General features: G+C 63.1%; 15 protein-coding genes and 1 tRNA gene. 5 read left to right on the top strand and 11 right to left on the bottom strand.

The window, feature by feature from the left end:
- Positions 1 to 145: 145 nt before the first annotated feature.
- From pheT to DQW77_RS00750, 4 genes are all read right to left on the bottom strand, one after another.
- Positions 146 to 2,545 (bottom strand): phenylalanine--tRNA ligase subunit beta, encoded by a 2,400-nt coding sequence (pheT, locus tag DQW77_RS00765; RefSeq protein WP_113256254.1) that lies wholly within the window; start codon positions 2,543 to 2,545, stop codon positions 146 to 148.
- A gap of 91 nt (positions 2,546 to 2,636) precedes the next feature.
- Positions 2,637 to 3,512 (bottom strand): nitrilase-related carbon-nitrogen hydrolase, encoded by an 876-nt coding sequence (locus DQW77_RS00760; protein ID WP_113256253.1) that lies wholly within the window; start codon positions 3,510 to 3,512, stop codon positions 2,637 to 2,639.
- 61 nt (positions 3,513 to 3,573) lie between these two features.
- Positions 3,574 to 4,305: a spermidine synthase gene (locus DQW77_RS00755; RefSeq protein ID WP_113256252.1), complete on the bottom strand. Its 732-nt coding sequence runs from the start codon at positions 4,303 to 4,305 to the stop codon at positions 3,574 to 3,576.
- Between the two features lie 8 nt (positions 4,306 to 4,313).
- Positions 4,314 to 5,273 carry an SIS domain-containing protein gene (locus DQW77_RS00750; RefSeq protein WP_113256251.1) on the bottom strand — a complete coding sequence of 320 codons (960 nt, stop codon included), beginning with the start codon at positions 5,271 to 5,273 and terminating at the stop codon, positions 4,314 to 4,316.
- 143 nt (positions 5,274 to 5,416) lie between these two features.
- Here DQW77_RS00750 and DQW77_RS00745 point away from each other — a divergent pair, with 143 nt between their 5' ends.
- Together DQW77_RS00745 and DQW77_RS00740 are read left to right on the top strand one after the other, a co-directional pair.
- Positions 5,417 to 6,742, top strand: a complete 1,326-nt coding sequence (locus tag DQW77_RS00745) for a UDP-glucose/GDP-mannose dehydrogenase family protein (RefSeq protein ID WP_113256250.1) — start codon at positions 5,417 to 5,419, stop codon at positions 6,740 to 6,742.
- Between the two features lie 85 nt (positions 6,743 to 6,827).
- The gene (locus DQW77_RS00740) at positions 6,828 to 8,045 is read left to right on the top strand and encodes an MFS transporter (RefSeq protein ID WP_113256249.1); all 1,218 of its coding nucleotides are present in this window, start codon (positions 6,828 to 6,830) and stop codon (positions 8,043 to 8,045) included.
- A gap of 4 nt (positions 8,046 to 8,049) precedes the next feature.
- Here the strand turns inward: DQW77_RS00740 and DQW77_RS00735 are convergent, their stop codons facing one another.
- From DQW77_RS00735 to DQW77_RS00720, 4 genes are all read right to left on the bottom strand, one after another.
- Positions 8,050 to 8,952, bottom strand: coding sequence for a dihydrodipicolinate synthase family protein (locus tag DQW77_RS00735; RefSeq protein ID WP_113256248.1), 903 nt, complete (start codon positions 8,950 to 8,952; stop codon positions 8,050 to 8,052).
- A 21-nt stretch (positions 8,953 to 8,973) separates the two neighbouring features.
- Entirely contained in the window at positions 8,974 to 9,948 is a 975-nt protein-coding gene (locus DQW77_RS00730; protein ID WP_113256247.1) for a D-2-hydroxyacid dehydrogenase, read from the bottom strand.
- Positions 9,945 to 11,360, bottom strand: coding sequence for an MmgE/PrpD family protein (locus DQW77_RS00725; protein ID WP_258523624.1), 1,416 nt, complete (start codon positions 11,358 to 11,360; stop codon positions 9,945 to 9,947). The genes DQW77_RS00730 and DQW77_RS00725 overlap by 4 nt, the downstream gene beginning before the upstream one ends.
- Positions 11,361 to 11,573: 213 nt before the next feature.
- Positions 11,574 to 11,660 (bottom strand) — tRNA-Leu (locus DQW77_RS00720).
- Positions 11,661 to 11,804: 144 nt separating this feature from the next.
- On the opposite strand from DQW77_RS00720, the gene DQW77_RS00715 reads away from it, so the two are divergent.
- Positions 11,805 to 12,788, top strand: coding sequence for a complex I NDUFA9 subunit family protein (locus DQW77_RS00715; RefSeq protein ID WP_113256246.1), 984 nt, complete (start codon positions 11,805 to 11,807; stop codon positions 12,786 to 12,788).
- Here the strand turns inward: DQW77_RS00715 and DQW77_RS00710 are convergent.
- A complete protein-coding gene (locus DQW77_RS00710) occupies positions 12,780 to 13,595 on the bottom strand; it encodes an undecaprenyl-diphosphate phosphatase (protein ID WP_113256245.1) in 816 nt (271 codons plus the stop codon). The two genes, DQW77_RS00715 and DQW77_RS00710, sit on opposite strands and share 9 nt — an antisense overlap.
- 216 nt (positions 13,596 to 13,811) lie before the next feature.
- Between DQW77_RS00710 and DQW77_RS00705 the strand changes: the two genes are divergently transcribed.
- Both DQW77_RS00705 and gltB read left to right on the top strand, forming a co-directional pair.
- Positions 13,812 to 15,245, top strand: coding sequence for an NAD(P)-dependent oxidoreductase (locus DQW77_RS00705; RefSeq protein WP_181711165.1), 1,434 nt, complete (start codon positions 13,812 to 13,814; stop codon positions 15,243 to 15,245).
- A 120-nt stretch (positions 15,246 to 15,365) separates the two neighbouring features.
- Positions 15,366 to 19,898 carry a glutamate synthase large subunit gene (gene gltB / locus DQW77_RS00700; RefSeq protein ID WP_113256243.1) on the top strand — a complete coding sequence of 1,511 codons (4,533 nt, stop codon included), beginning with the start codon at positions 15,366 to 15,368 and terminating at the stop codon, positions 19,896 to 19,898.
- A 205-nt stretch (positions 19,899 to 20,103) separates the two neighbouring features.
- Here the strand turns inward: gltB and DQW77_RS00695 are convergent, their stop codons facing one another.
- Both DQW77_RS00695 and DQW77_RS00690 read right to left on the bottom strand, forming a co-directional pair.
- Entirely contained in the window at positions 20,104 to 21,498 is a 1,395-nt protein-coding gene (locus tag DQW77_RS00695; protein WP_113256242.1) for an aspartate aminotransferase family protein, read from the bottom strand.
- An 82-nt stretch (positions 21,499 to 21,580) separates the two neighbouring features.
- Positions 21,581 to 22,276 carry a GntR family transcriptional regulator gene (locus DQW77_RS00690; protein ID WP_113256372.1) on the bottom strand — a complete coding sequence of 232 codons (696 nt, stop codon included), beginning with the start codon at positions 22,274 to 22,276 and terminating at the stop codon, positions 21,581 to 21,583.
- Positions 22,277 to 22,400: the final 124 nt, after the last annotated feature.

Raw genomic sequence — 22,400 nt, 5'->3', positions numbered from 1 at the left:
TCATCATGCCATACCGTGACCGGCGGGCAACCATTCCCGCGCCGGGGCGGCGAATGAGGTGATATGGGCGCATGTGCAAGCAGCTTTGCCGCGCGCCCGGAATTCGAGCCGGAGGGCAGATCGTTCGCCTGAGCGTGGGCGATCTCTAACCTCGCAGGACACCTCCGGTCGCCTTCCGGACCTTGTCCACGATTTTGGTGGACACCGCTTCGATGTCCGCATCGGTGAGTGTCTTTTCAACCGGCTGCAGGCGCACGGTGACCGCCAGAGATTTCTTGCCTTCGCCAAGGCTGCCGCCGATGTATTCGTCGAAGACGCGCACATCCTCCACCAGTGTCTTCTCGGCACCGGCGGCGGCGTTGACCAGTGTCAGCGCCTCGACATCCGCGTCGACCACGAAGGCAAAATCACGCTCCACCGCCTGCAGGTCGCGCAGGACGAGCGCGCCGCGCGTTGCGGATGATTTTCGTGGCATCGGGATCTCGGCCGGAAACAGGGTAAAGGCCATCGCGGGGCCCTTGATATCCATCGCTTGAAGGAGGCCGGGATGCAACTCTCCGAAAATGCCGAGCACCTTCCCGGGGCCCAGGCATATGCGTCCGTGGCGCCCGGGATGGAACCAGTCCGGCCCGTCGCGCAGGATCTGCACCTTGGCGGGGGCCGACAGGGCCGACAAGACCGCTTCGGCATCGGCCTTGGCGTCGAAAAGGTCAACATTGCGGGATTGCCCGTGAACGTCTTTCGGGGCGGTTCTTCCCACCAGAAGACCGGCAACCTGCAAATGCTGTTCATCCGGTTCGCCGCCGTGGAAGGCATGGCCGACCTCGAAAAGCGCCATGTCCATCAGCCCGCGCGCCTGGTTGCGTGCCGCCGCCTGCAGAAGGCCGGGCAGCAGGTCCGGGCGCATATGGCTCATCTCGGAACTGATCGGATTGGCGAGCATCGTGGCATCATCTCCACCGCCGAAAAGCGTTGCGCCGGCGTGGTCGATGAAGCTGTAGGTGACACATTCATTGTAACCCAGCATGGCCGTGGTCCGGCGGGCGATCTGTTCCCGGCGCTGCATGGTCGACAGGATCGGTTTGGGCACGCCATCACGGGCGCGTGGCATCGGCTTGCCCCGCAGCCTGGTCAGAGAGGCGATGCGCGCCACCTCTTCCACGAGGTCGGCCTCGCCCATAACGTCGGGCCGCCACGAAGGGACATGCGCCATGTCGTCCTCGAGCCGGAACCCGAGCGCTTCGAGCGTGCGGCGCTGTTCGGCTTCCGGGATGTCCATGCCGACAAGCGATTGCACCCGGGCCGGATCGAGGCGGTAGGCGCGGCTGACATCAGGTACTTCGCCGGCGACAACCACTTCGGAGGCCTCGCCGCCGCACAGGTCCAGGATCATCCGCGTGGCCAGTTCATGGCCCGGCATGTTGAAGGCCGGGTCGATGCCGCGCTCGTTGCGGTAGCGCGCGTCGGAATTGATCCTCAGCGCGCGACCGGTTTCGGCGATCTGAACGTGATCCCAGACGGCGGCTTCCAGAAAGACATTGGTGGTCTTTTCGGTGCAGCCGGTGGCGAGCCCGCCCATGATGCCGCCGATGCTCTCGATGCCCGCGTCGTCGGAAATCACGACCTGCCCGAGACCGAATGTGTAGTCCTTCTCGTCGAGGCCGGTAAGGGTTTCGCCACCCTTGGTGCGGTGGACGAGGAGATTTCCACTGACCTTGTCGGCGTCAAAGACATGTAAAGGACGGTTGCGGTCATGGGTGAAGAAATTGGTGATGTCCACCAGCGCCGAGATCGGGCGCAGGCCGATGGCGCGCAAACGGTCCCGAAGCCATTCGGGCGAGGGGCCGTTCTTGACATTGCGGATCAGCCGGCCGGCGAAAACCTCGCAGCCGTTCTCGCGCGCGTCGGGGGCGATACTCACGTCGATGGGGCAGGGGAAGCTGCCCCGGATCTCGGCCTGCGGCGCGGGTTTCATCCTGCCGAGGCCGCGTGCCGCCAGATCGAGCGCGATACCGCGGACGCCAAGCGCGTCGGGCCGGTTGGGCGTGATCGCGATCTCGACAACCGGGTCCACCTTGGCGGGATCGTTCTCGATCAGCCAATCGGTGAAACGCTGGCCCACCTCGCCCGAGGGGAGTTCGATGATGCCGTCATGCTCGTCCGAGAGTTCCATCTCGCGTTCCGAGCACATCATGCCGTGGCTCTCCACGCCGCGGATCTTGCCCACGCCGATGGTCGTGTCGATGCCGGGCACGTAGGTGCCGGGGCCGGCCACGACGACGGTGATCCCCTCGCGGGCGTTCGGGGCTCCGCAGATGATCTGCCGCTCGCCTTCTGCAGTCTGCACCTGGCAGACCCGCAGCCGGTCGGCATCGGGGTGTGGGTCTGCGCTGATGACTTTGCCTATTGTGAAGTCGGACAGCCGCGCGGCAGGGTCCTGCACCTCTTCCACCTCAAGCCCCAGATCGGTCAACGCGTCGGTTATCTCCGGCAGCGTTGCCTGGGTTTCGAGGTGATCTTTCAGCCAGGACAGGGTGAATTTCATGGGTCAGCATCCGCCGGTTGTCTTGTTGGTCCCGCGGCGTTTAGCGGATATCGCGGCAAGGGGAAAGGCCCGCACGAATCCGCGGCGCGGTTCAGTCCTCGTCGCGGATGATGTCCGGAACGCCAAGGCGCGCGATCAGGCGGTCGGTCTCGCGTTCGACCAGCGCGATATTGCTGTCGCGGACCGTCGGCAGAAGTGCCCTTGCACGGCGCACCTCGGAATATTCGAGCGTTGCATGGATCAGTTCGGGCCCCTGCCCCGCGATTGCAAGGGGATGGCCGAAGGGATCAAGAATGCGCGAGCCACCCCAGAATGTCAGGTCCATTTCCGGGCCGACGCGGTTCACCATCACCGAGGGCGCGCCATACATCATCGAGTAGAAATGCATCGTCGCTGTCCAGCCGGAAGGGTTGTCGAAAGCCTCGCCAACGGCTTCGACTCCCGAAGAAATCGGGGAAACCAGGAGTGTGGCGCCATGCAGGAACGCCAGGTGCGTGAGCGCGGGATTCCACAGGTCGGCACAGATCAACAGGCCGAGGCGCCAATCCTCGTCGATGGCATGCGTGTCCACGAACCGGCCCTGCGCATAGTATTTCGTCTCGATCAGCTTGCCGTAGGAGGGCAGATTGATCTTGCGGTGGATATAGACCAGCTTGCCGCCGCGATAGACACCGGCGGCGTTATAGAACTGCGCGCCGGGGCCTTCCTCGATGAAACCCACGATCAGGATCATGTCGCCGGCAGTGCGCGACAGCTCCAGGAGCCGCGCATCGCGGCTCTGCATGGTCACGTCAAGCAGGGATTCGGCGCCGTAGTGGCCGGTCATGGAGAGTTCCGGAAAGACCAGGAGGTCAGCGCCAACATTGAGGGCCGCGCCAACCCATCTGTGGTGTTCGCTGAAATTGGCGTCCAGATCGCCGATGGTCGAGGCAAACTGCGCGGCGGAAACGGTGAGGGATCTGGTCATGGTCCGGCCTGTGAGAAATGCGGCTTTGAAACGGAGGCTTGCACGCGATGACAGCAGGGCGTCAAGCGCCGTGCCGCGCGAGGTAAACCGTTTGCGTGAACGGGCGGTCCTGCAGGGGGTTGTGGAATGTCACCGGCACAGGCCAGGCCGCGACGAAGACCGATTTCAAGCGGTCGGTGAAGGCAGCATCCGGTGGTTCGTTCGACCACAAGCCGAATATGCCGCCGGGCTTCAAGTGGCGTGAAAGGGCGGCAAGGCCCTCCGGCGTGTAGAATCCACCGCTGCGTGTGTCGAGAAGCGCGTCCGGCGAATGATCTATGTCCACAAGGATCGCGTCATGGGTGCAGCCCGGGTTTTCAGGGTCGAAACCTTCCGCGCTGGCCGCGAGAGCGAAAAAATCGCCCTCCACGACTCTGCAACGTGGCTCGCTTGTGAGCCCCTCCCCAAGCGGCAGGAGGCCCGTTTGATGCCATTCGATCACCGGATCAAGAAACTCGACGACGCAGAGCCGTGCAACACCCGTCGCATCCAGAACGGCACGGGCGGTGTGGCCAAGGCCCAGACCCCCGACAATCACGCTCAGGTCCTCTCCACGGCACGCGGCAACACCTTCTTGTCCCAGTGCCACCTCCGATGCGGTGAAAGCGCTTGTCATAAGAAATTCGTGGCCGAGCATGATCTCGTACACGTCCAGTCCGAGTCGCAGGTCGTGCCGTCGCCGCAACGATAGCGCGCCGATGGGTGTCGGACGAAAATCCAGTTCTTCAAAGAAGGGGACGGGCGGATCGGTCATGCCCGCGCTCACGCCACGCCGCTGCGCAGCAGATCGTGGATATGGACGAGCCCCTGAAGCCTGCCATCCTTGTCCACCGCGAAAAGCGCGCTGATCTTGTTGGCGTTCATGATGCCCAGAGCCTCGGAAAGGAGGGCCTCGGGCCCTATGGTGCGCGGGCTGCGGGTAGCGACCTCGCCGGCGCGGCATTCCATCAGCCGGTCGAGGTTGCGGCGCAGGTCCCCATCGGTGATCACGCCGGCCAGGTGCGATCCATCCAGGACCGCGGCCACGCCGAACCCCTTCGCCGTCATTTCAAGCAGGGTCTCGCCCATCGGCGTGTCACCGTGCACCACCGGCAGCTCATCCCCCTTGTGCATGACCGCGCTGACCCTGAGCAGTTGAGCGCCAAGCGTGCCCCCCGGATGGAAGGCGAGGAAATTCTCGCGCTCGAATCCGCGCAGGCGCATTAGCGCCACCGCCATCGCATCGCCAAGGGCCATGGTGCAGGTGGTGGAGGTGGTTGGGGCCATGCCGATCGCGCAGGCCTCGGGCGCTTCGGGCAGGGCGAGCAGACAATCGGCCTGCTGCCCAAGGGTGCTCAGGGGGTTCTTGGTTATCGCGACAAGCGGGATCGAGAAGCGCCGCGTATGGGCAATGATATCGGCAAGTTCGCGCGTTTCGCCGGAATTGGAAATCAGGATCACCGCGTCCTGCGGGGTGATCATGCCCAGATCGCCGTGGCTGGCCTCGCCGGGATGCACCGACTGCGCCGGTGTCCCGGTGCTGGCCATCGTGGCGGCGATCTTGGCCGCGACATGCCCCGATTTGCCCATGCCCGAGACGATGACGCGCCCCCGCACCGAAAGCAGGGTTTCGACCGCCGCGTCAAAATCGCTCGGCAAAGCATCGCGCAGAGCCAGAAGCGCCTCTCCCTCTATGAAAAGGACGTCCTGGGCGATCTCCGTGGGGGTCTGGGTGGTTGTCATCCGTCGGGCTCCGCTGTGACAGCGGCGGTGATACCCGCTTGCCGGGGCAAGGGAAACCCCCGTGCGCGGAAGGTGGCCGCGTTGACTTCGCGAATGACCTGACGCACAACGAAACGAAAGCGGGGCAGGAAAGGACAGGGGCCATGAAGATCGCGATGATCGGCGCCGGGTATGTGGGGCTGGTGTCGGGTATCTGCTTTTCCGATTTCGGGCATGACGTCACCAGTGTCGACAGCAACCCGGACAAGATCGCCATGCTTGAACGCGGTGAAGTGCCGATCTTCGAACCGGGGTTGGAGGCGCTCATGGCCAAGAACGTCGCCGCGGGGCGGTTGACCTTCTCGGACGATCTGGCCACCGCCGTGGCGGGTGCCGATGCTGTCTTCATCGCGGTGGGTACGCCGACACGCCGGGGCGATGGCCATGCGGACCTGACTTTTGTCATGGATGCGGCAAGGGAGATCGCGAAGGCCGCGAGCGGGTACATCGTGATCGTGACCAAATCCACGGTGCCGGTGGGGACCAACCGGCAGGTCAAGCAGGTGATCCGAAAGGCCAACCCCGCCCTCGACTTCGATGTCGCTTCCAACCCCGAATTCCTGCGCGAAGGCGCAGCGATCGAGGATTTCATGAAGCCCGATCGCGTGGTCGTGGGTGTGCAATCCGACCGTGCGGCCGAGGTCATGCAGGATATCTACCGGCCGCTCTATCTGCGCGATTTTCCGATCATCGTCACTGATCTGGAAAGCGCTGAGATGATCAAGTACGCGGCGAACGCCTTCCTTGCCACCAAGATCACCTTCATCAATGAAATCGCCGCCTTGTGCGAGCGTACCGGCGCCGACGTCAAGCAGGTGTCCAAGGGGATGGGCCTTGATGGGCGGATCGGCAACAAGTTCCTGCACGCCGGCCCCGGTTTCGGCGGTAGCTGCTTTCCCAAGGATACCAGGGCCCTGGCCCGTATCGGGCAGGAGCATGCGTCGCCGGTCCAGATCACCGAAACGGTCATCAAGGTCAACGAGGAGGTCCGCCGCCGAATGACCGACAAGCTGCTGGACATGTGCGACGGCAGTTTCAACGGCAAGCGCATCGGCGTTCTGGGCGTGACCTTCAAACCCAACACCGACGACATGCGGGATGCGCCCGCGCTGACAATCGTGCCCGCCCTGGTGGGTGGCGGTGCAAAGGTTCGGGTGATGGATCCGCAGGGGCAGCGGGAGGGGGAAGAGCTGTTGCCCGGGGTGCAATGGCTGAACGATCCCTACAAAGCGGCCCACAATGCCGACCTTCTGGTGATCCTGACGGAATGGAACGAGTTCCGTGCGCTGGACCTGAAACGCATCGTGCGCAAGATGTCGGTACCGCGCCTTGCGGATCTGCGCAACATATACTCGGCCCGCGATGCCAAGCGCGCCGGGTTCACCGCCTATCAGTCCGTGGGCCGCGCAGGATTCGTGAAGAGCACATGATCGCTGTGAACGGATGCAATGACACGCACGTGCATGGGGAGCCGGGGGCCGCCCTGCAGCGCGTGCGGCCGGCCCTGGAATTGCCGTGACGACAGATGTCGATATCCTTGACAGCCGCTATTCCTGGCTCCGCCTCGGGGTGTGCCTTCTGATCGCGACGATCGGCAATGTCGGCATGTGGGCGATCGTCGTGGTGATGCCTGACATGCAGGCGGAATTCGCCATAGACCGCGCCGATGCGGCGCTGCCGTATACCCTGACGATGGTGGGCTTCGCGTTTGGAAATCTGGCCATCGGACGGATCGTGGACCGGTTCGGGATCACCGTGGCGCTGAGCCTTGCGGCCGTCCTGATCGGCGGCGGCATGGGGCTGGCTGCGCTGAGTCCGTCGGTGATGATCCTTTCGGTGCTTCAACTCATCATCGGTTTCGGCACCGCCGCCAGTTTCGGACCCCTTATCGCCGATATATCGCTCTGGTTCCTGCGCCGCCGCGGTATCGCCGTGGCGATAACCGCAAGTGGCAACTACTTGTCCGGCGCGTTCTGGCCTGTCGTTCTTGGTGGCGTTCTGGCCGAACACGGCTGGCGCGGGGTCTATCTTGTGCTCGCGTGTGTCACGGTGGCGCTGGTGATCCCGCTGTCATTGTTTTTGCGGCGGCGGGTGCCACTGGGGGCGACTGCCCATGCGGATACGATATCCAGCCAGCGTGCCAACGCCTCCGGAATCCCGCCCCGGACGCTGCAACTGATGCTCGGACTGGCCGGCATCGGCTGCTGCATCGCGATGTCGATGCCGCAGGTTCATATCGTGAGTTTTTGCGTCGATCTCGGCTATGGTCCGGCCGTCGGCGGGCAGATGCTTTCCCTGATGCTTCTGGGCGGTGTCGTCTCGCGGCTGATTTCGGGGCTTGTCGCGGATCGTCTGGGCGGAGTGCGCACCCTTTTGATCGGGTCGGCGCTACAGTGCCTGGCGCTCTTTCTCTACCTGCCGGCGGGAGGGCTTGTTTCGCTGTACATGGTCAGCGCGGTATTCGGTCTGGCGCAGGGCGGGATAGTGCCCAGTTACGCGCTCGTGGTGCGCGAATACATGCCCAGCAAGGAGGCCGGGCGGCGGGTCGGTTTCGTGCTGATGGCAACGATCTTCGGGATGGCAATAGGTGGCTGGATGTCGGGCTGGATATACGATGTGACCGGCAGTTACAGGATGGCTTTCATAAATGGAATCGCCTGGAACTTCCTGAATATCGGTATCATGGTCCTGATCCTGCTGCGCACCACGCGCCGGCACCTCGCCGCAGCCTGATCGTTCAGCCGTGGATCACCGTCTTGTCCAGGTCAGGCCCGAGGGCCGGATCGGCCGGTTCCAAAGGCGGTCTCAGGTTGAGCCACCGTTCATCACCGCTCTGATGGGCTTTCAGAGATTTGAGCCCCGGAATAAGACCGGCGTCCTGAATCGCCGTGCGATGACGATTGACGGCTGCCTCAAGCGCCTGCGCCTCGATCGTCTTGTCGGCGAGGGCGAGATCATAGAGCTTTCGGATCGCACCGGCATTGGAATTGCAACTTGCCGAAATACAGCCGCCCGCGCCTGCCTCCACCCCTTTCAGCAGGAAGCTCTCGGAGCCGGGAAACACCGAAATGCCGGGGGCCGCGTCGATCACCGCGCGCGTGTTTTCCCAGTCTCCCGAACTGTCCTTGTAGGCCACCACGATCTCGGGAAACGCCGTGTTCAGCCGCGCCGCGAGAGCCGGCGAAATTCCGACTCCTGCCATTTGCGGAATGTGGTACAAGCAGATGCGCAGCGCGTCCGAGCCCACGCGGTCTATCAGCGTGCTGAAATAGCGGTAAAGCCCCTCGTCCCGGGCATTGACGTAGAAGAACGGCGGCAGTGTCATCACGGCCGCACATCCAAGATCAACGGCGTGGCGCACAAGCGTTTCGGTGTCCGCAAGCGCGCAGAGCCCGGTGCCCGGCATCAGTTGGTCCGGCTGCGCAATGCCCGAGGTGACCAGCCGTTCCAGAATCTCCATGCGCTCGCGCGAGGTGTTGCTCACTGCTTCGCCGGTGGTGCCGAACGGTGAGAGGTAGTGCGCGCCATCGGCCAGACACTGTCCGGCATGTTCGAGGTAGAGGTCGGACGCGATGGTCATGTCGTGATTGTAAGGTGTGAGCACGGGGGTCACGATCCCGCGGAACCGTTTCGTGGGCATGCGGTGGTCCTTCCTGGTTGATCAGTAGCCGCGTTCGGGATCGACGATATTGACAAGGGTTTCACCCGCTTGCCAACGGGCAAGGTTCTCGAGGAAGAGCTCGAACGAGGCCATTTTCCAACCCTCGAACACGGCCGAGCAATGTGGCGAGATGATCGTGTTATCCAATTCCCAGAGGGGGCTGTCGGTCGGCAGTGGCTCGGTCTCGAAGACATCGAGCGCGGCTCCGGCGATGACCCGGTTGCGCATCGCGTCGATCAGCGCGTCGGGCTGCACGACACCGCCGCGCGAGACATCGACAAGAAGCGCATCGGGTTTCATGGCCCCGAAGGCCCGCGCATCGACCAGATGACGTGTCGACGGCAGAAGTGGCGTGCAGACGGCGATGAAATCCGCGCGCCCCCAAAGATCGGGCAGGGCGTCGGCGGCATGCACCTCGTCGACATTCTCCATCGGGGCGGGGCGCGCACGCGTGCCCAGAACATGCAAGCCGAAGGCCCGGGCACGTGCGGCAATGGCTTGTCCGGTGTTGCCAAGGCCGACGATCAGCAGGGTCTTGCCCTTCAAGGGGCTCATGAGACGTTCGCCGTCCCAGTGCCGCGCAGAGCGATCGGCAGCCAGCCCGTCGATATCAAGGGTGAAATGCAAAAGGGCGCCGAAAGTATATTCGGCCATCATGGCCGACGCGACACCGGCAGAATTGGTTACCGTGACACGCTCGGGGTTCCACGGCGTCAGGTGATCGGCGCCCGACCCGCCCACGGAAATCCACTCGGGGCCGTCCTCACCCAGTAATGCCTCGCGCGGAAAACCCGCGCGCCCCGCGAAACAGATCGAATAAACCACGTCGGGCCTGAAGGACCCGACAAGTGTGTCCAGGCCATCGTACTTGTCGCTGGCTTCGACGGTCGCGTCCGGGGCCACATCCTGCATCCGGGCCAGAAGCGGGCCGGGCTCGCTGGAGTGGATTAGGATTTTCGGGGTCTCGCCTGTCATTGCGCCTCCACTTCGGGGTAAACCAGTTCAGCCAGGGCTGAAAACCGTGTGCCGGGCTCGCACAGCTCTTCAAGCATCGCCCAGATCGCATCGCGTCGGGCTCTTGGCATTACCCGCGCTGTCATGGACTCGAACTTTTCCCGCAATTCGCTGTCGCTCATCGGCTCCTCGGGGCCGCCACGCGCCTGGACATCTCCGGAGTGAACCTGACGGCCGTCCCGCAGGATGACGGTGATGTCGGACCAGCGCCCCTCGGGGAAACGGGCGGAATGATGTGCATCCTCGGTGACGGTGATGCGTGGCAGCCACGCAAGGACATCCGGATCGCGCAACCGCTCGCCCGAGATGGCGTGCGGGGTGATCCGGCCATGTTCCAGCATTGTGGCAAGGGCGAAGCCGAGGCTGTATTGCGCCTGTGAAGTCGTCCGTGGCGCCCCGGAGAAAAGACGCGCGGATTCCGTGAAGGTGCGCACTTCGATCCTGTCGACGTCATTCGGGCGTATGCCCTGTTCCTGAACAATCCTGTGCAAGGCGTCGCAGGCGGCATGCGCCCAGCGGCAGATCGGGTAAGGCTTGATGTAGTTGCTTTCAATCGTCCATTCGCGCCCCAGATCGGCCCAGACATCCGCGACATCGTCGGCCTCCACAGTGATTGCCGGCGCACCGGTGAATCCCCGCATGGCCATCAACGTGGCCGAAGCGCCAACCAGCGCGCCCATGCCGGACCCGTCATGCAACATTGTGGGATTGTCGATTTCGCGCATCATCTGGCTGCGCGGGCCGTGATATTCGGCGATTCCGAGAGCATGACGCAGGATTGCGGCATCCGCTCTTTCCATCCGACACCCGAGAGCGGCAACGCCAAGCGCGTTCCAGGCGCCCGATGTGTGGTAATCGGAAACCGTGGCATGCAGCGAAATTCCGGCACGGGCAGCCACCTCGTAAGCCATGGCCAGCGCCTTCAGCGCGGTGCGTGCCTCGAGCTCCGGATGCCTTTCGGCAAAAGCGAAAAGAGCCGGCACGACGGCGCAACCGATATGGCCCTTGGTGCGGTTCAGCCCGTCGTGACCGTCAAGATTGTCGATTTGAGTGGCAAGGGCCCATGCCGCGCCCGGCACGCTGACGCGGCGGCCGTCGAACAGCATACGGGCGGCGGTGTCCTGCGATCCCGCAGCATGGAAATCGATCGCGAAGTCTCGGGCTATCGTTCCCGGCTGCAGAGTTGCCGCACCCGCGGCCACACCGATCGTGTCAATCAGCAGGCGCGCAGCGAAACGCAGCGCAGTTTCCGGAACCTCAAGCTCGGGGTTCAGCGCGAACCGGGCGATCGTGGTGAACCGCGTGCCGTCGGGCTCCGCGATACGGGATGGACCATCATGCATGTGCGGCTCCTGGGCGGGGATCTGCCTCATGCAAGCTACCTGTCACTTGACCCGGAAGGCAATGGCGTTCCGTGCAGATGTGAAAGGGCGTGGCGGAGGAATGGCTCGCTTGGGATGTGGCACCTGCGATCCGGTCATGTCGCTGATGTACCTCAGGCGCCAATCACTCTGCCGGTTCCCGCGTTCGGGATGGCCTGAAACGTGACTGACCAACAGCCGGGATCCGTTGATCTTGAAGGGAAATGGTGCCCAGGAGAGGACTCGAACCTCCACGTCCATACGGACACTAGCACCTGAAGCTAGCGCGTCTACCAATTCCGCCACCTGGGCCGGTGTCGTGAAGCAGGCATGTATCTCCGCGTCCGGAAGGTGTCAACGTCGTTTTTCGCAACCATGCGGCTTGCCAAAGCGCCTTGTCCAAACCGGCCCGGAAGGATAGGACTCGAGTGTAAATAATTTGCCCGGAGACAGCCAATGTCCAAGCTTGTCACGATCTATGGCGGATCAGGATTTGTCGGACGCTACATCGCTCGGCGCCTCGCGCAGGCGGGATGGCGCATACGCGTGGCGGTCAGACGCCCCAACGAGGCGATGCACGTGAAGCCTTATGGCGTGGTCGGACAAGTGGAGCCGGTATTTTGCAATATCCGTGATGACGCGAGTGTCCGGGCCGTGATGAAGGGGGCCGATGCGGTTGTGAATTGCGTTGGAACGTTCGATCGGAAAGGTCGAAACAATTTCGATGCAGTCCAGCACGAGGGCGCGGAACGCATCGCGCGCCTGGCCGCCGAAGAGGGCGTGGAGAGGATGGTGCACATTTCGGCCATTGGTGCCGACGGAGACTCCGAAAGCATCTACGCCCGTACCAAGGCGCAGGGCGAGGCGGCGATTACCGGGCATTTCCCGCAGGCCGTGATCCTGCGACCTTCAGTCATTTTCGGCCCCGAAGATGCCTTCTTCAACCGGTTCGCCGCGATGACGCGCCTCGGCCCGGTCCTGCCGGTTGTCGGGGGCGGAACGCGGTTTCAACCTGTTTACGTGGATGACGTTGCCGCTGCGGCGGCTCTGGGTGTGGAAGGCCGGGCCGCACCGGGTGTTTACGAGCTGGGTGGTCCGGACGTCACCACATTCCGTGACCTGATGCGGCATATGCTCCAGGTCATCAGGCGGCGGCGGCTGATCATGAATATCCCGTTCTGGGCGGCTTCTGCCATGGCATGGGTCATGGAATTGGGCCAGACGCTTTCACTTGGGCTGATCCCGCCGCAGATCACCCGCGATCAGGTTCGCAGCCTCAGGCATGACAACGTTGTGAGTGCGGATGCGAAGGGGTTTGCCGAACTGGGAATCGAGCCGACCTCTCTCGAGGCGGTTTTGCCCGATTACCTGTGGCGTTTCCGCCCCTCGGGGCAATACGCGGCGATACAGGAATCGGCCGACAAGCTTCGGTCAGGCTAACTGCCCGCCATAGGCAAGGATCAGCAGGGCGATGCCCAGGATGATCCGGTAAATGACGTAGGGTGTGAAGCTGACGTGGTGCAGGAGACGCATCATCAGCGCAAGCGCAAGAAGCGCCGCCACGAAGGCGAAGACCGCGGCAATCAGACAGCTCCGCATATCTACGCTCTCTACCCCGATGATGACCTCCCCGCCCAGGAGTGCGCCGCTGGCCGCGATCGCGGGTATCGACATCAGCATTGCAAATCGTGCCGATTCATGACGGGCGTATCCCAGCATGCGTGCCCCGCTGATCGTGATGCCCGATCGCGAGGTGCCGGGTATAAGGGCAAGCGCCTGCCAGAGGCCGATGATGATGGCGTGGCGCATTGTCCAGTTTTCCTGGGTAAGGTGGCTTGAGCCGCGCTGATCCGCCCACCAGAGCACGACGCCGAATACCAGCATTGTCCAGCCGATCACGATCGGAGAGCGCATCGCCTCGTCCAGGCCGATGACATGCAGTATCAGACCCAGAATGACCACCGGCATGGACGCGATGACGAGCAGCAAAGCAAGGCGTGCGCCGGGCGTATCGACCCGGCCACGCACCAGGCGGTGAAATCCGCCGAGCGCCAGCCGGACATCTGAAAGGAAATACAGGATGACCGCAAGCAGGGTGCCCACATGAACGGCGACATCCACCGCCTGTCCCTGATCGTGAAGACCGGTCAAGGAAGGCAGGAGAATCAGGTGCCCCGAGGACGAGACCGGCAGGAATTCAGTCACGCCCTGGATCATGGCAACGAGAATCAGATGCAAGAGCGTCATCCGGCGGCTCCGGGTTTGAGCATTTCCTCACCTATAAACCATTGGAAATCACAGGGAAGCGCATAAAAAGGTCCGAAACGGACATAAAATACGAGATCCTTTGTGGGTTTGGTTCCAGCTGAAGCAAAAATTCTATTAATAAGACAGTAAAGCTGACTTTTCATGCTGTGCCACATGCCGTACACATGGTGCTTCAATGGTGAACGGAGAGGCGCCGTGTCAAAGCAACCAATGCTGAAATTTGTGACGGTCGAGCGGGTGATGCCCGACAAGCGGGCGGCCGAGAGCCGCAACAAGGACTTTCACGAAATCTATGCGGAGTATGCCGATGCCAAGGCCCGGGAACAGGCCGGACGGTGCAGCCAGTGCGGTGTACCTTATTGCCAGTCACATTGCCCGTTGCACAACAATATTCCCGACTGGCTTCGGCTGACGGCAGAGGGGCGCTTGCGCGAGGCATACGAGCTTAGCCAGGAAACCAACACATTTCCCGAAATCTGTGGGCGGATCTGTCCGCAGGATCGTCTGTGCGAGGGCAACTGCGTGATCGAGATGTCGGGACACGGCACTGTCACGATCGGCGCTGTCGAAAAATATATCACCGACACGGCGTGGGAAGAAGGTTGGGTCGAAGCGATCATGCCGCGGCAGGAACGCCCTGAATCCGTTGGGATAATTGGCGCCGGGCCGGGTGGCCTGGCGGCGGCTGACATTTTGCGGCGCGAGGGTGTGAAAGTGACTGTCTATGACCGTTACGACCGGGGCGGCGGATTGATGACCTACGGGATTCCCGGTTTCAAGCTGGAAAAGGACGTGGTGATGCGCCGGATGGACCAACTGGCACAGGCCGGGGTCGAGTTCCGGCTGAACTGCGATATCGGCCAAGACCTGTCATTCGAGGAGATTCACAGCAAACACAATGCCTTGTTGATCGCCACCGGGGTTTACAAGTCGCGAGACCTGCCCGGTCCGGGCGCCGGGGCGCAGGGGATCGTGCGTGCGATAGATTATCTGACGGCATCCAACCGGATCGGGTTTGGTGACATCGTGCCCGAATTCGAGTCCGGCGAGTTGAACGCGGCTGGCAAACGAGTTGTCGTGGTCGGTGGTGGCGACACGGCTATGGATTGTGTGCGCACGGCCGTGCGACAGGGTGCGACTTCGGTCAAGTGCTTGTATCGCAGGGACCGGGACAACATGCCGGGCAGCCAACGTGAAGTGGCCAATGCCGAAGAGGAAGGTGTTGTTTTTGAATGGCTCAGCGCCCCGAAATCCTTCATGGGTGATCCGGTTTCCGCAGTCCGTGTGCAGCAAATGCGCCTTGGCCCGCCGGATGCCACCGGACGCCGCGCGCCCGAGGAGATCGAAGGCGCAGAGCATGACGAACCGGCGGACCTGGTGATCAAGGCGCTCGGTTTCGAAGCGGAGGATCTTCCGGCCCTCTGGAATCAAAAGGATTTGGAAGTCACACGCTGGGGCACGATCAAGGCCGAGTTCACATCCGGCCGCACTTCGATGCCGGGGGTGTACGCGGTGGGAGACATCGTGCGCGGTGCCTCGCTCGTTGTCTGGGCGATCCGTGACGGGCGCGATGCGGCGGCGGCCATGATGGATGACCTGAACGCCGCGCAATCCGTCGCTGCGCAATAGGTTTTGAACAGTTCGAAGAGTTTGAACAGGGTTCTTGTTCAGGACGTCGGCGTTCCGTCCTTCAAGATGAAATTCGGGGCAGCACCCCTGACCCACAGACCCAAGAAAGGGTGAAGAGCGATGATGAAACCGGATCTCGACTGGGCCGCCGATCAGGATGCGAAGCGCAAATGGCTGGCCGGGCACGGCATGTACTCGGAAGAGGAGGAGCATTCCTCTTGTGGCGTGGGCCTGGTGGTGTCTGTTGATGGCAGTGCCTCGCGCAAGGTCGTCGAGGCCGGTATCGGCGCGCTGAAGGCGATCTGGCATCGGGGCGCGGTGGATGCCGACGGCAAGACCGGGGACGGCGCGGGCATCCATGTGCAGATCCCGGTGCCGTTCTTTTATGACCAGATCAAGCGCACCGGACACGAGCCGCGCGAGGATCGCCTTGTCGCGGTCGGGCAGGTCTTTCTGCCGCGCACGGATTTCGGCGCCCAGGAAACCTGCCGCACGATCGTGGAGTCCGAGGTGCTGCGGATGGGGCACTCGATCTATGGCTGGCGGCATGTGCCGGTGGATGTGACCTGCCTTGGCGAAAAGGCCAACGCCACCCGCCCCGAGATCGAGCAGATCCTGATCTCGGATGGCAAGGGCCTGGACGAGGAAACCTTCGAGCGCGAACTGTACGTGATCCGCCGCCGGATCGAGAAGGCCGCCGCGGCGGCCGGGGTCAACGGCCTTTATATCGCGAGTCTGAGCTGCCGGAGCATCATCTACAAGGGCATGATGCTTGCCGAGCAGGTGAGCGAATTCTACCCCGATCTCAAGGACAAGCGGTTCAAGTCCGCTTTCGCGATCTATCATCAGCGGTATTCCACCAACACCTTTCCGCAATGGTGGCTGGCGCAACCGTTCCGGATGCTGGCACATAACGGCGAGATCAACACCCTCAAGGGCAATCTGAACTGGCTGAAGAGCCACGAGATCAGGATGGCCTCCTCGGCGTTCGGGGAGATGGCGGAGGACATCAAGCCGATCGTCTCGGGCGGATCTTCGGACAGCGCCGCGCTTGATGCGGTGTTCGAGGTTCTCGTGCGCGCCGGACGCAGCGCGCCGATGGCCAAGACGATGCTGGTGCCGGAAAGCTGGTCCAAGCAGGCCGAGGAACTGCCGCAGACGTGGCGTGACATGTATTCCTACTGCAATTCCGTGATGGAACCGTGGGACGGTCCCGCGGCGCTCGCGATGACGGATGGCCGGTGGGTCTGTGCCGGGCTGGATCGCAATGGTCTGCGGCCGATGCGCTATGTCGTCACCGGTGACGGGCTGGTGATCGCCGGGTCGGAAACGGGCATGGTGCCGGTGGATGAGGCGCGGGTGCGTGAAAAAGGTGCGCTCGGACCCGGTCAGATGCTGGCAGTGGACATGAAGAAGGGCCTTCTGTTCCACGATACCGAAATCAAGGACAAGTTGGCACGGGCGCTGCCGTTCGGTGACTGGGTCGGCAAGATCAAGGATCTGGACACGGAGCTTTCGAGAGTGACCGAAAGGCCGATTTTCAGCGGCGAGGATCTGCGCCGGCGCCAGATCGCCGCCGGGTACAGTATCGAGGAGCTGGAACAGATCCTCGCGCCGATGGCCGAGGACGGCAAGGAGGCGATCGGCAGCATGGGCGACGATACGCCCTCGGCGGTGCTGAGCAAGCGCTACCGGCCGCTGAGCCATTTCTTCCGGCAGAACTTCAGCCAGGTCACCAACCCGCCCATAGACAGCCTGCGCGAGTACCGGGTGATGAGCCTCAAGACACGGTTCGGCAACCTGAAGAACGTGCTGGATGAAAGCGGTGCACAGACCGAGATCCTGACACTGGACAGCCCCTTCGTGGGCAACGCGCAGTTCGACGCGCTCCTGTCCGGTCTGGATACCGAGGTTGCCCGGATCGACTGCACGTTCGCGCCGGGGCGCGGCGCGCTGCGTGCGGGGCTGGAGCGCATTCGCGCCGAGGCCGAGGACGCCGTGCGGTCAGGTGCCGGGCATCTGGTGCTTGGTGACGAGACATCCGGCCCTGACCGCGTGGCGATGCCGATGATCCTGGCGACCAGCGCGGTGCACAGCCACCTGACGCGCAAGGGTCTGCGCACCTTCTGTTCCATCAACGTGCGGTCGGCCGAATGCATCGATCCGCACTATTTTGCCGTGCTGGTGGGCGCCGGGGCGACCGTCGTAAACGCCTATCTCGCCGAGGATTCCATCGCCGATCGGATCGGGCGGGGCCTGATCGAGGGCAACCTGACCGACGCGGTGGCGCGCTACCGCAAGGCGATCGACCTGGGGCTGCTCAAGATCATGTCCAAGATGGGGATTTCGGTGGTTTCGTCATATCGCGGCGGGCTGAACTTCGAGGCGGTGGGCCTGGGCCGCGCGATGTGCGCGGAGTATTTTCCCGGCCTGACCAGCCGGATTTCCGGCATCGGAATCTCCGGCATCCAGACCAAGCTGGAGGAAATCCACGCCGAGGCATGGCAGGGTGGCCGTGACATCCTGCCCATCGGCGGATTCTACAAGGCGCGCAAGTCCGGCGAGACCCACGCATGGGGCGCACAGACCATGCACATGATGCAAATGGCTTGCAACAAGGCCAGTTACGAACTCTGGAAGCGCTATTCGGACGCGATGCGCAAAAGCCCGCCGATCCACCTGCGCGATCTGATGGCGATCAAGCCGATGGGTGACTCGGTGCCGATCGAGGAAGTCGAAAGCGTCACCGCAATCCGAAAGCGTTTCGTCACGCCGGGGATGAGCCTCGGCGCGCTGAGCCCCGAGGCGCACAAGACCCTGAACGTTGCGATGAACCGCATCGGCGCCCGCTCGGACAGCGGCGAAGGCGGTGAGGATCCGGCACATTTCGTGCCCGAACCCAATGGTGACAACCCCTCGGCCAAGATCAAGCAGGTCGCCAGTGGCCGTTTCGGGGTCACGGCGGAATACCTCAACCAGTGCGAGGAACTGGAAATCAAGGTCGCCCAGGGCGCCAAGCCCGGCGAGGGCGGGCAGCTTCCCGGCATGAAGGTCACGAAGCTGATTGCCCGGCTGCGCCATTCCACGCCCGGCGTGTCCCTGATCAGCCCGCCGCCGCATCACGACATCTACAGCATCGAGGACCTCGCGCAACTGATCTATGATCTCAAGCAGATCAACCCGGCGGTGAAGGTCACTGTCAAGCTGGTGGCACAATCCGGCGTCGGGACCATTGCCGCGGGCGTGGCCAAGGCCAAGGCCGATGTGATCCTGATATCCGGCCATAACGGCGGCACCGGGGCCTCGCCCGCCACCTCGATCAAATATGCCGGTCTGCCTTGGGAAATGGGCCTCACGGAAGCGCACCAGGTGCTCAGCATGAACAGCCTTCGGTCTCGCATCACCCTGCGGACGGATGGCGGCCTGCGTACCGGGCGCGACATCGTCATGGCGGCGATGATGGGCGCCGAGGAGTACGGAATCGGAACCGCGGCTCTGATCGCGATGGGTTGCATTATGGTGCGGCAATGCCAGTCGAACACCTGCCCGGTGGGGGTATGTACCCAGGACGAGCACCTGCGCGAGAAGTTCACCGGGAACGCGGAGAAGGTGGTGAACCTGATCACCTTCTACGCCCAGGAGGTGCGCGAGGTTCTGGCGGAGATCGGCGCGCGCAGCCTCGACGAAGTGATCGGCCGGGCCGACCTTCTGACACAGGTCAGCCGCGGCAGCGCGCATCTTGATGATCTGGACCTCAATCCGATGCTGATCACGGTGGATGGCGCCAAGAACCTCCGCTACGACCGTGAACGCCCGCGCAACGAGGTGCCCGACACCCTTGATGCCGAGATCGTGCGCGACGCGCAGCGGTTCCTCGAGGATGGCGAGAAGATGCAACTGTCCTACGCTGTACAGAACACCCACCGCACGGTCGGCACCCGGCTCTCAAGCCATATCGTCCGCAATTTCGGAATGCGAAACGCCCTGCAGCCGGACCATCTCACGGTGAAGCTGTCGGGCAGCGCAGGACAGAGCCTCGGAGCCTTCGCTGCACCGGGGCTGAAGCTGGAGGTGTCCGGCGACGCCAATGATTACGTCGGCAAGGGCCTCTCGGGAGGCACGATCGTGGTCCGCCCGCCGATGGCAAGTCCTCTGGAGGCCGGAGAGAACACGATCATCGGCAACACGGTGCTCTACGGCGCCACCGCAGGTCATCTCTTCGCCGCGGGTCGCGCCGGCGAGCGCTTCGCGGTTCGCAATTCCGGCGCCCATGTGGTGATCGAGGGCTGTGGCTCGAACGGATGTGAATACATGACCGGCGGGGTCGCAGTGATCCTTGGACGGGTCGGCGCCAATTTCGGTGCCGGCATGACCGGCGGGATGGCCTACCTGCACGATCCCGACGGACGGGCGCGTGGACTGATGAACATGGAAACGCTGGTCACATGTCCGGTGACCGAGCCGCATTGGGAAGCGGAACTGAAGATGCTGATTGAACGTCACGCGCATGAAACCGGCAGCCGCCGGGCGCGCGACATCCTTCGCCACTGGGAGACAGAGCGCGGGGATTTTCTTCAGGTTTGCCCGGTCGAGATGCTGGACAAGCTCGACTATCCGCTGGGAATCGAGGCACGATCCGTTCCTGCGGAGTGAATGCCCGGATCCTGCGAAAGGAGCGCGCCAGTGGCGCGCACAGTCCCGTCTCGTTGTCGGCCTGCGGCCTCCGCCTCGGGTGCCTCCGGCGGGAGTATTGCAAGAAAGATGAAGACGGGCAGATGCCTTCATCTTTCCCTAAATACTCCGGGGGTCCGGGGGCAGCGCCCCCGGATCAAGCACGACGAGTGGCCGGCGGCGGTCCTCAACCCGCGGACATCAACCCTTCGTCGCGAAGCCGTGAATGGGCGATGTCGAGGGCTTTGGCCGCGCGGTCTGCCAGGGTGTCGACCTCGGCTTGCGAGATGACCAGCGGCGGCGAGATGATCATACGGTCGCCGACATGCCGCATCACCAGGCCGTTCTCGAAGCAGGCTTCCCGGCAGATCAGCCCGGCGCTTCCCGCGGGAGCGGCAAAGGCCGCTCGACGCGTCTTGTCGGGTGTCAGCGCGATAGAGCCCATCATTCCCTTAAGTCGCGCTTCTCCAACAAGCGGATGATCGGCCAGTGCTGTCCAGGCCTTTTCAAGATAAGGGGCCGTTTCACGGGCCACCCGATCGACGATTCCCTCTTCGCGAAGGATGCGAAGGTTCTCCAGCGCCACTGCGCAGGCGACGGGGTGGCCGGAATAGGTGTACCCGTGGTTGAATTCGCAATGTGCGAGAACCTCCGCCACCTCGTCGCAGACGATCGAGCCGCCGATCGGTGCATACCCCGAGGAAAGCCCCTTCGCTACGGTCATGATATGCGGACGCCAGCCCACGGTTTGCGAACCGAACCAGTTGCCGGTGCGGCCGAAGCCGCAGATGACCTCGTCGGCGATGAGCAGGATGTCGTGCGCGTCGCAGATGCGCTGAATTTCCGGCCAGTATGTTTCGGGTGGTACGATCACCCCGCCGGCGCCTTGAACGGGTTCCGCGATGAAGGCCGCAACCCGGTCCTCGCCGATCTCGGCGATGGCGCGTTCAAGCTGGCGAGCGCGTTCGAGGCCGAATTCCCCGGGGGACGTTTCGCCGCCTTCCGACCACCAGTCCGGCTGATCGATGTGGTGGATATCGGGGATCGGCAATCCGCCTTGCGCGTGCATGCCGCGCATCCCGCCAAGCGAGGCACTGCCGACACTGGAGCCGTGATAGCCGTTGCGGCGGCCGATGATCACTTTCTTGTCCGGCTTGCCCTTCTGGGCCCAGTAGGTGCGCACCATGCGGATATTGGTATCGTTGGCCTCGGAGCCCGAGCCGGCGAAGAAAACGTGGTTCAGATCGCCCGGCGCAAGTTCGGCCAGTGTATTGGCAAGGGCGATGGCGGGAACGTGGGTGGTCTGGAAGAACGTGTTGTAATAGGGCAGCTCGCGCATCTGCCGGGCGGCGGCATCGGCCAGTTCGTCGCGCCCGTAGCCGATGTTCACGCACCATAGGCCTGCCATCGCATCGAGATAGTCGCGCCCTTCGCTGTCTGTCAGGGTGACGCCCCGGGCGCGTGTGATGACGCGCGGCCCGTTGGCGGCAAGATCGGCCCCGTGCGTGAAGGGGTGCATGTGGTGGGCGGAATCGAGCGCCTGAAGCTCGCCGGTCGGCAGGTGGTTGGAAATCTGGATCATGACAGCGCCTTTGACGGATGTTGCATGGCGCGTGCCGCGCCTTTGGATCAGAATATGATCAAATCTTCCGCTGTCAATCGAATCAATCCGCAGCGGCCGTCCCTTCCAGAGATCGCCGCACCAGTTCCATTCCCTGTGTCACGTCCTCGCGAATGGCACGGGCCGCCGCCGTCCCGTCGCCGACGCGCATGGCCGCGAGCATCTCCTTGTGGCGGTCGGGCAGGTTCTGGGTGCCCATGCGGCCGCAAACCACCCTGAGCGACGGCCCGAAGCGCAACCAGAGACCATCGGCCAGATCGGCCAGGATCGGTGCCTCGGCAAACTGGTAGAGCCGTCTGTGAAAGCGATAGTTCAGTTCAAGGTAAGCGCGCAGGTCGCCCTGCAGGATGGCGTCATCCAGAGCATCGTCAAGCCCGGTCAGCTCGGCGAGGTCCGCAGGGCCGGCGCGGGCTGTCGAGCGTTCAGCAAGAAGTGGGTCAAGCCACTGTCTAGCAATTATTATTTCACAAATTCTCGCATCGTCGAGAAGTGGTACGCTAACCCGCCGATTGCCCTGGAATTCCAGGGCCCCTTCCGAGATGAGGCGGCGGATCGCCTCGCGCACCGGGGTCATGCCGGCACCGAGCCGATCGCTCAGCCCCTGGATTGTCACCGCCTGCCCCGGCGCCAGATCGCCATAAAGAACCTGATCGCGCAATTGACGGTAGATCCGCTCATGTGCCGGCGCCCTGGTTCCGGTGCCGGACACATCGCCCGGATTTTCAGCTGCATGCCCCATCAAATCGTCCGCCGGCCCCTTTTGCAAATGTCTGTGCTTGCGAGTTTAACGACTGCGTGAAAGCATTACCATATTGCCAAGTGCGGATTTATTTGATCAAATTCGCCGACGGAGCAAGAAACTT

It is taken from the genome of Roseovarius sp. TE539 (genome assembly GCF_003298505.1).
Taxonomy (GTDB): Bacteria; Pseudomonadota; Alphaproteobacteria; order Rhodobacterales; family Rhodobacteraceae; genus Roseovarius.
This window is presented reverse-complemented; position numbering and strand designations above follow the sequence as displayed.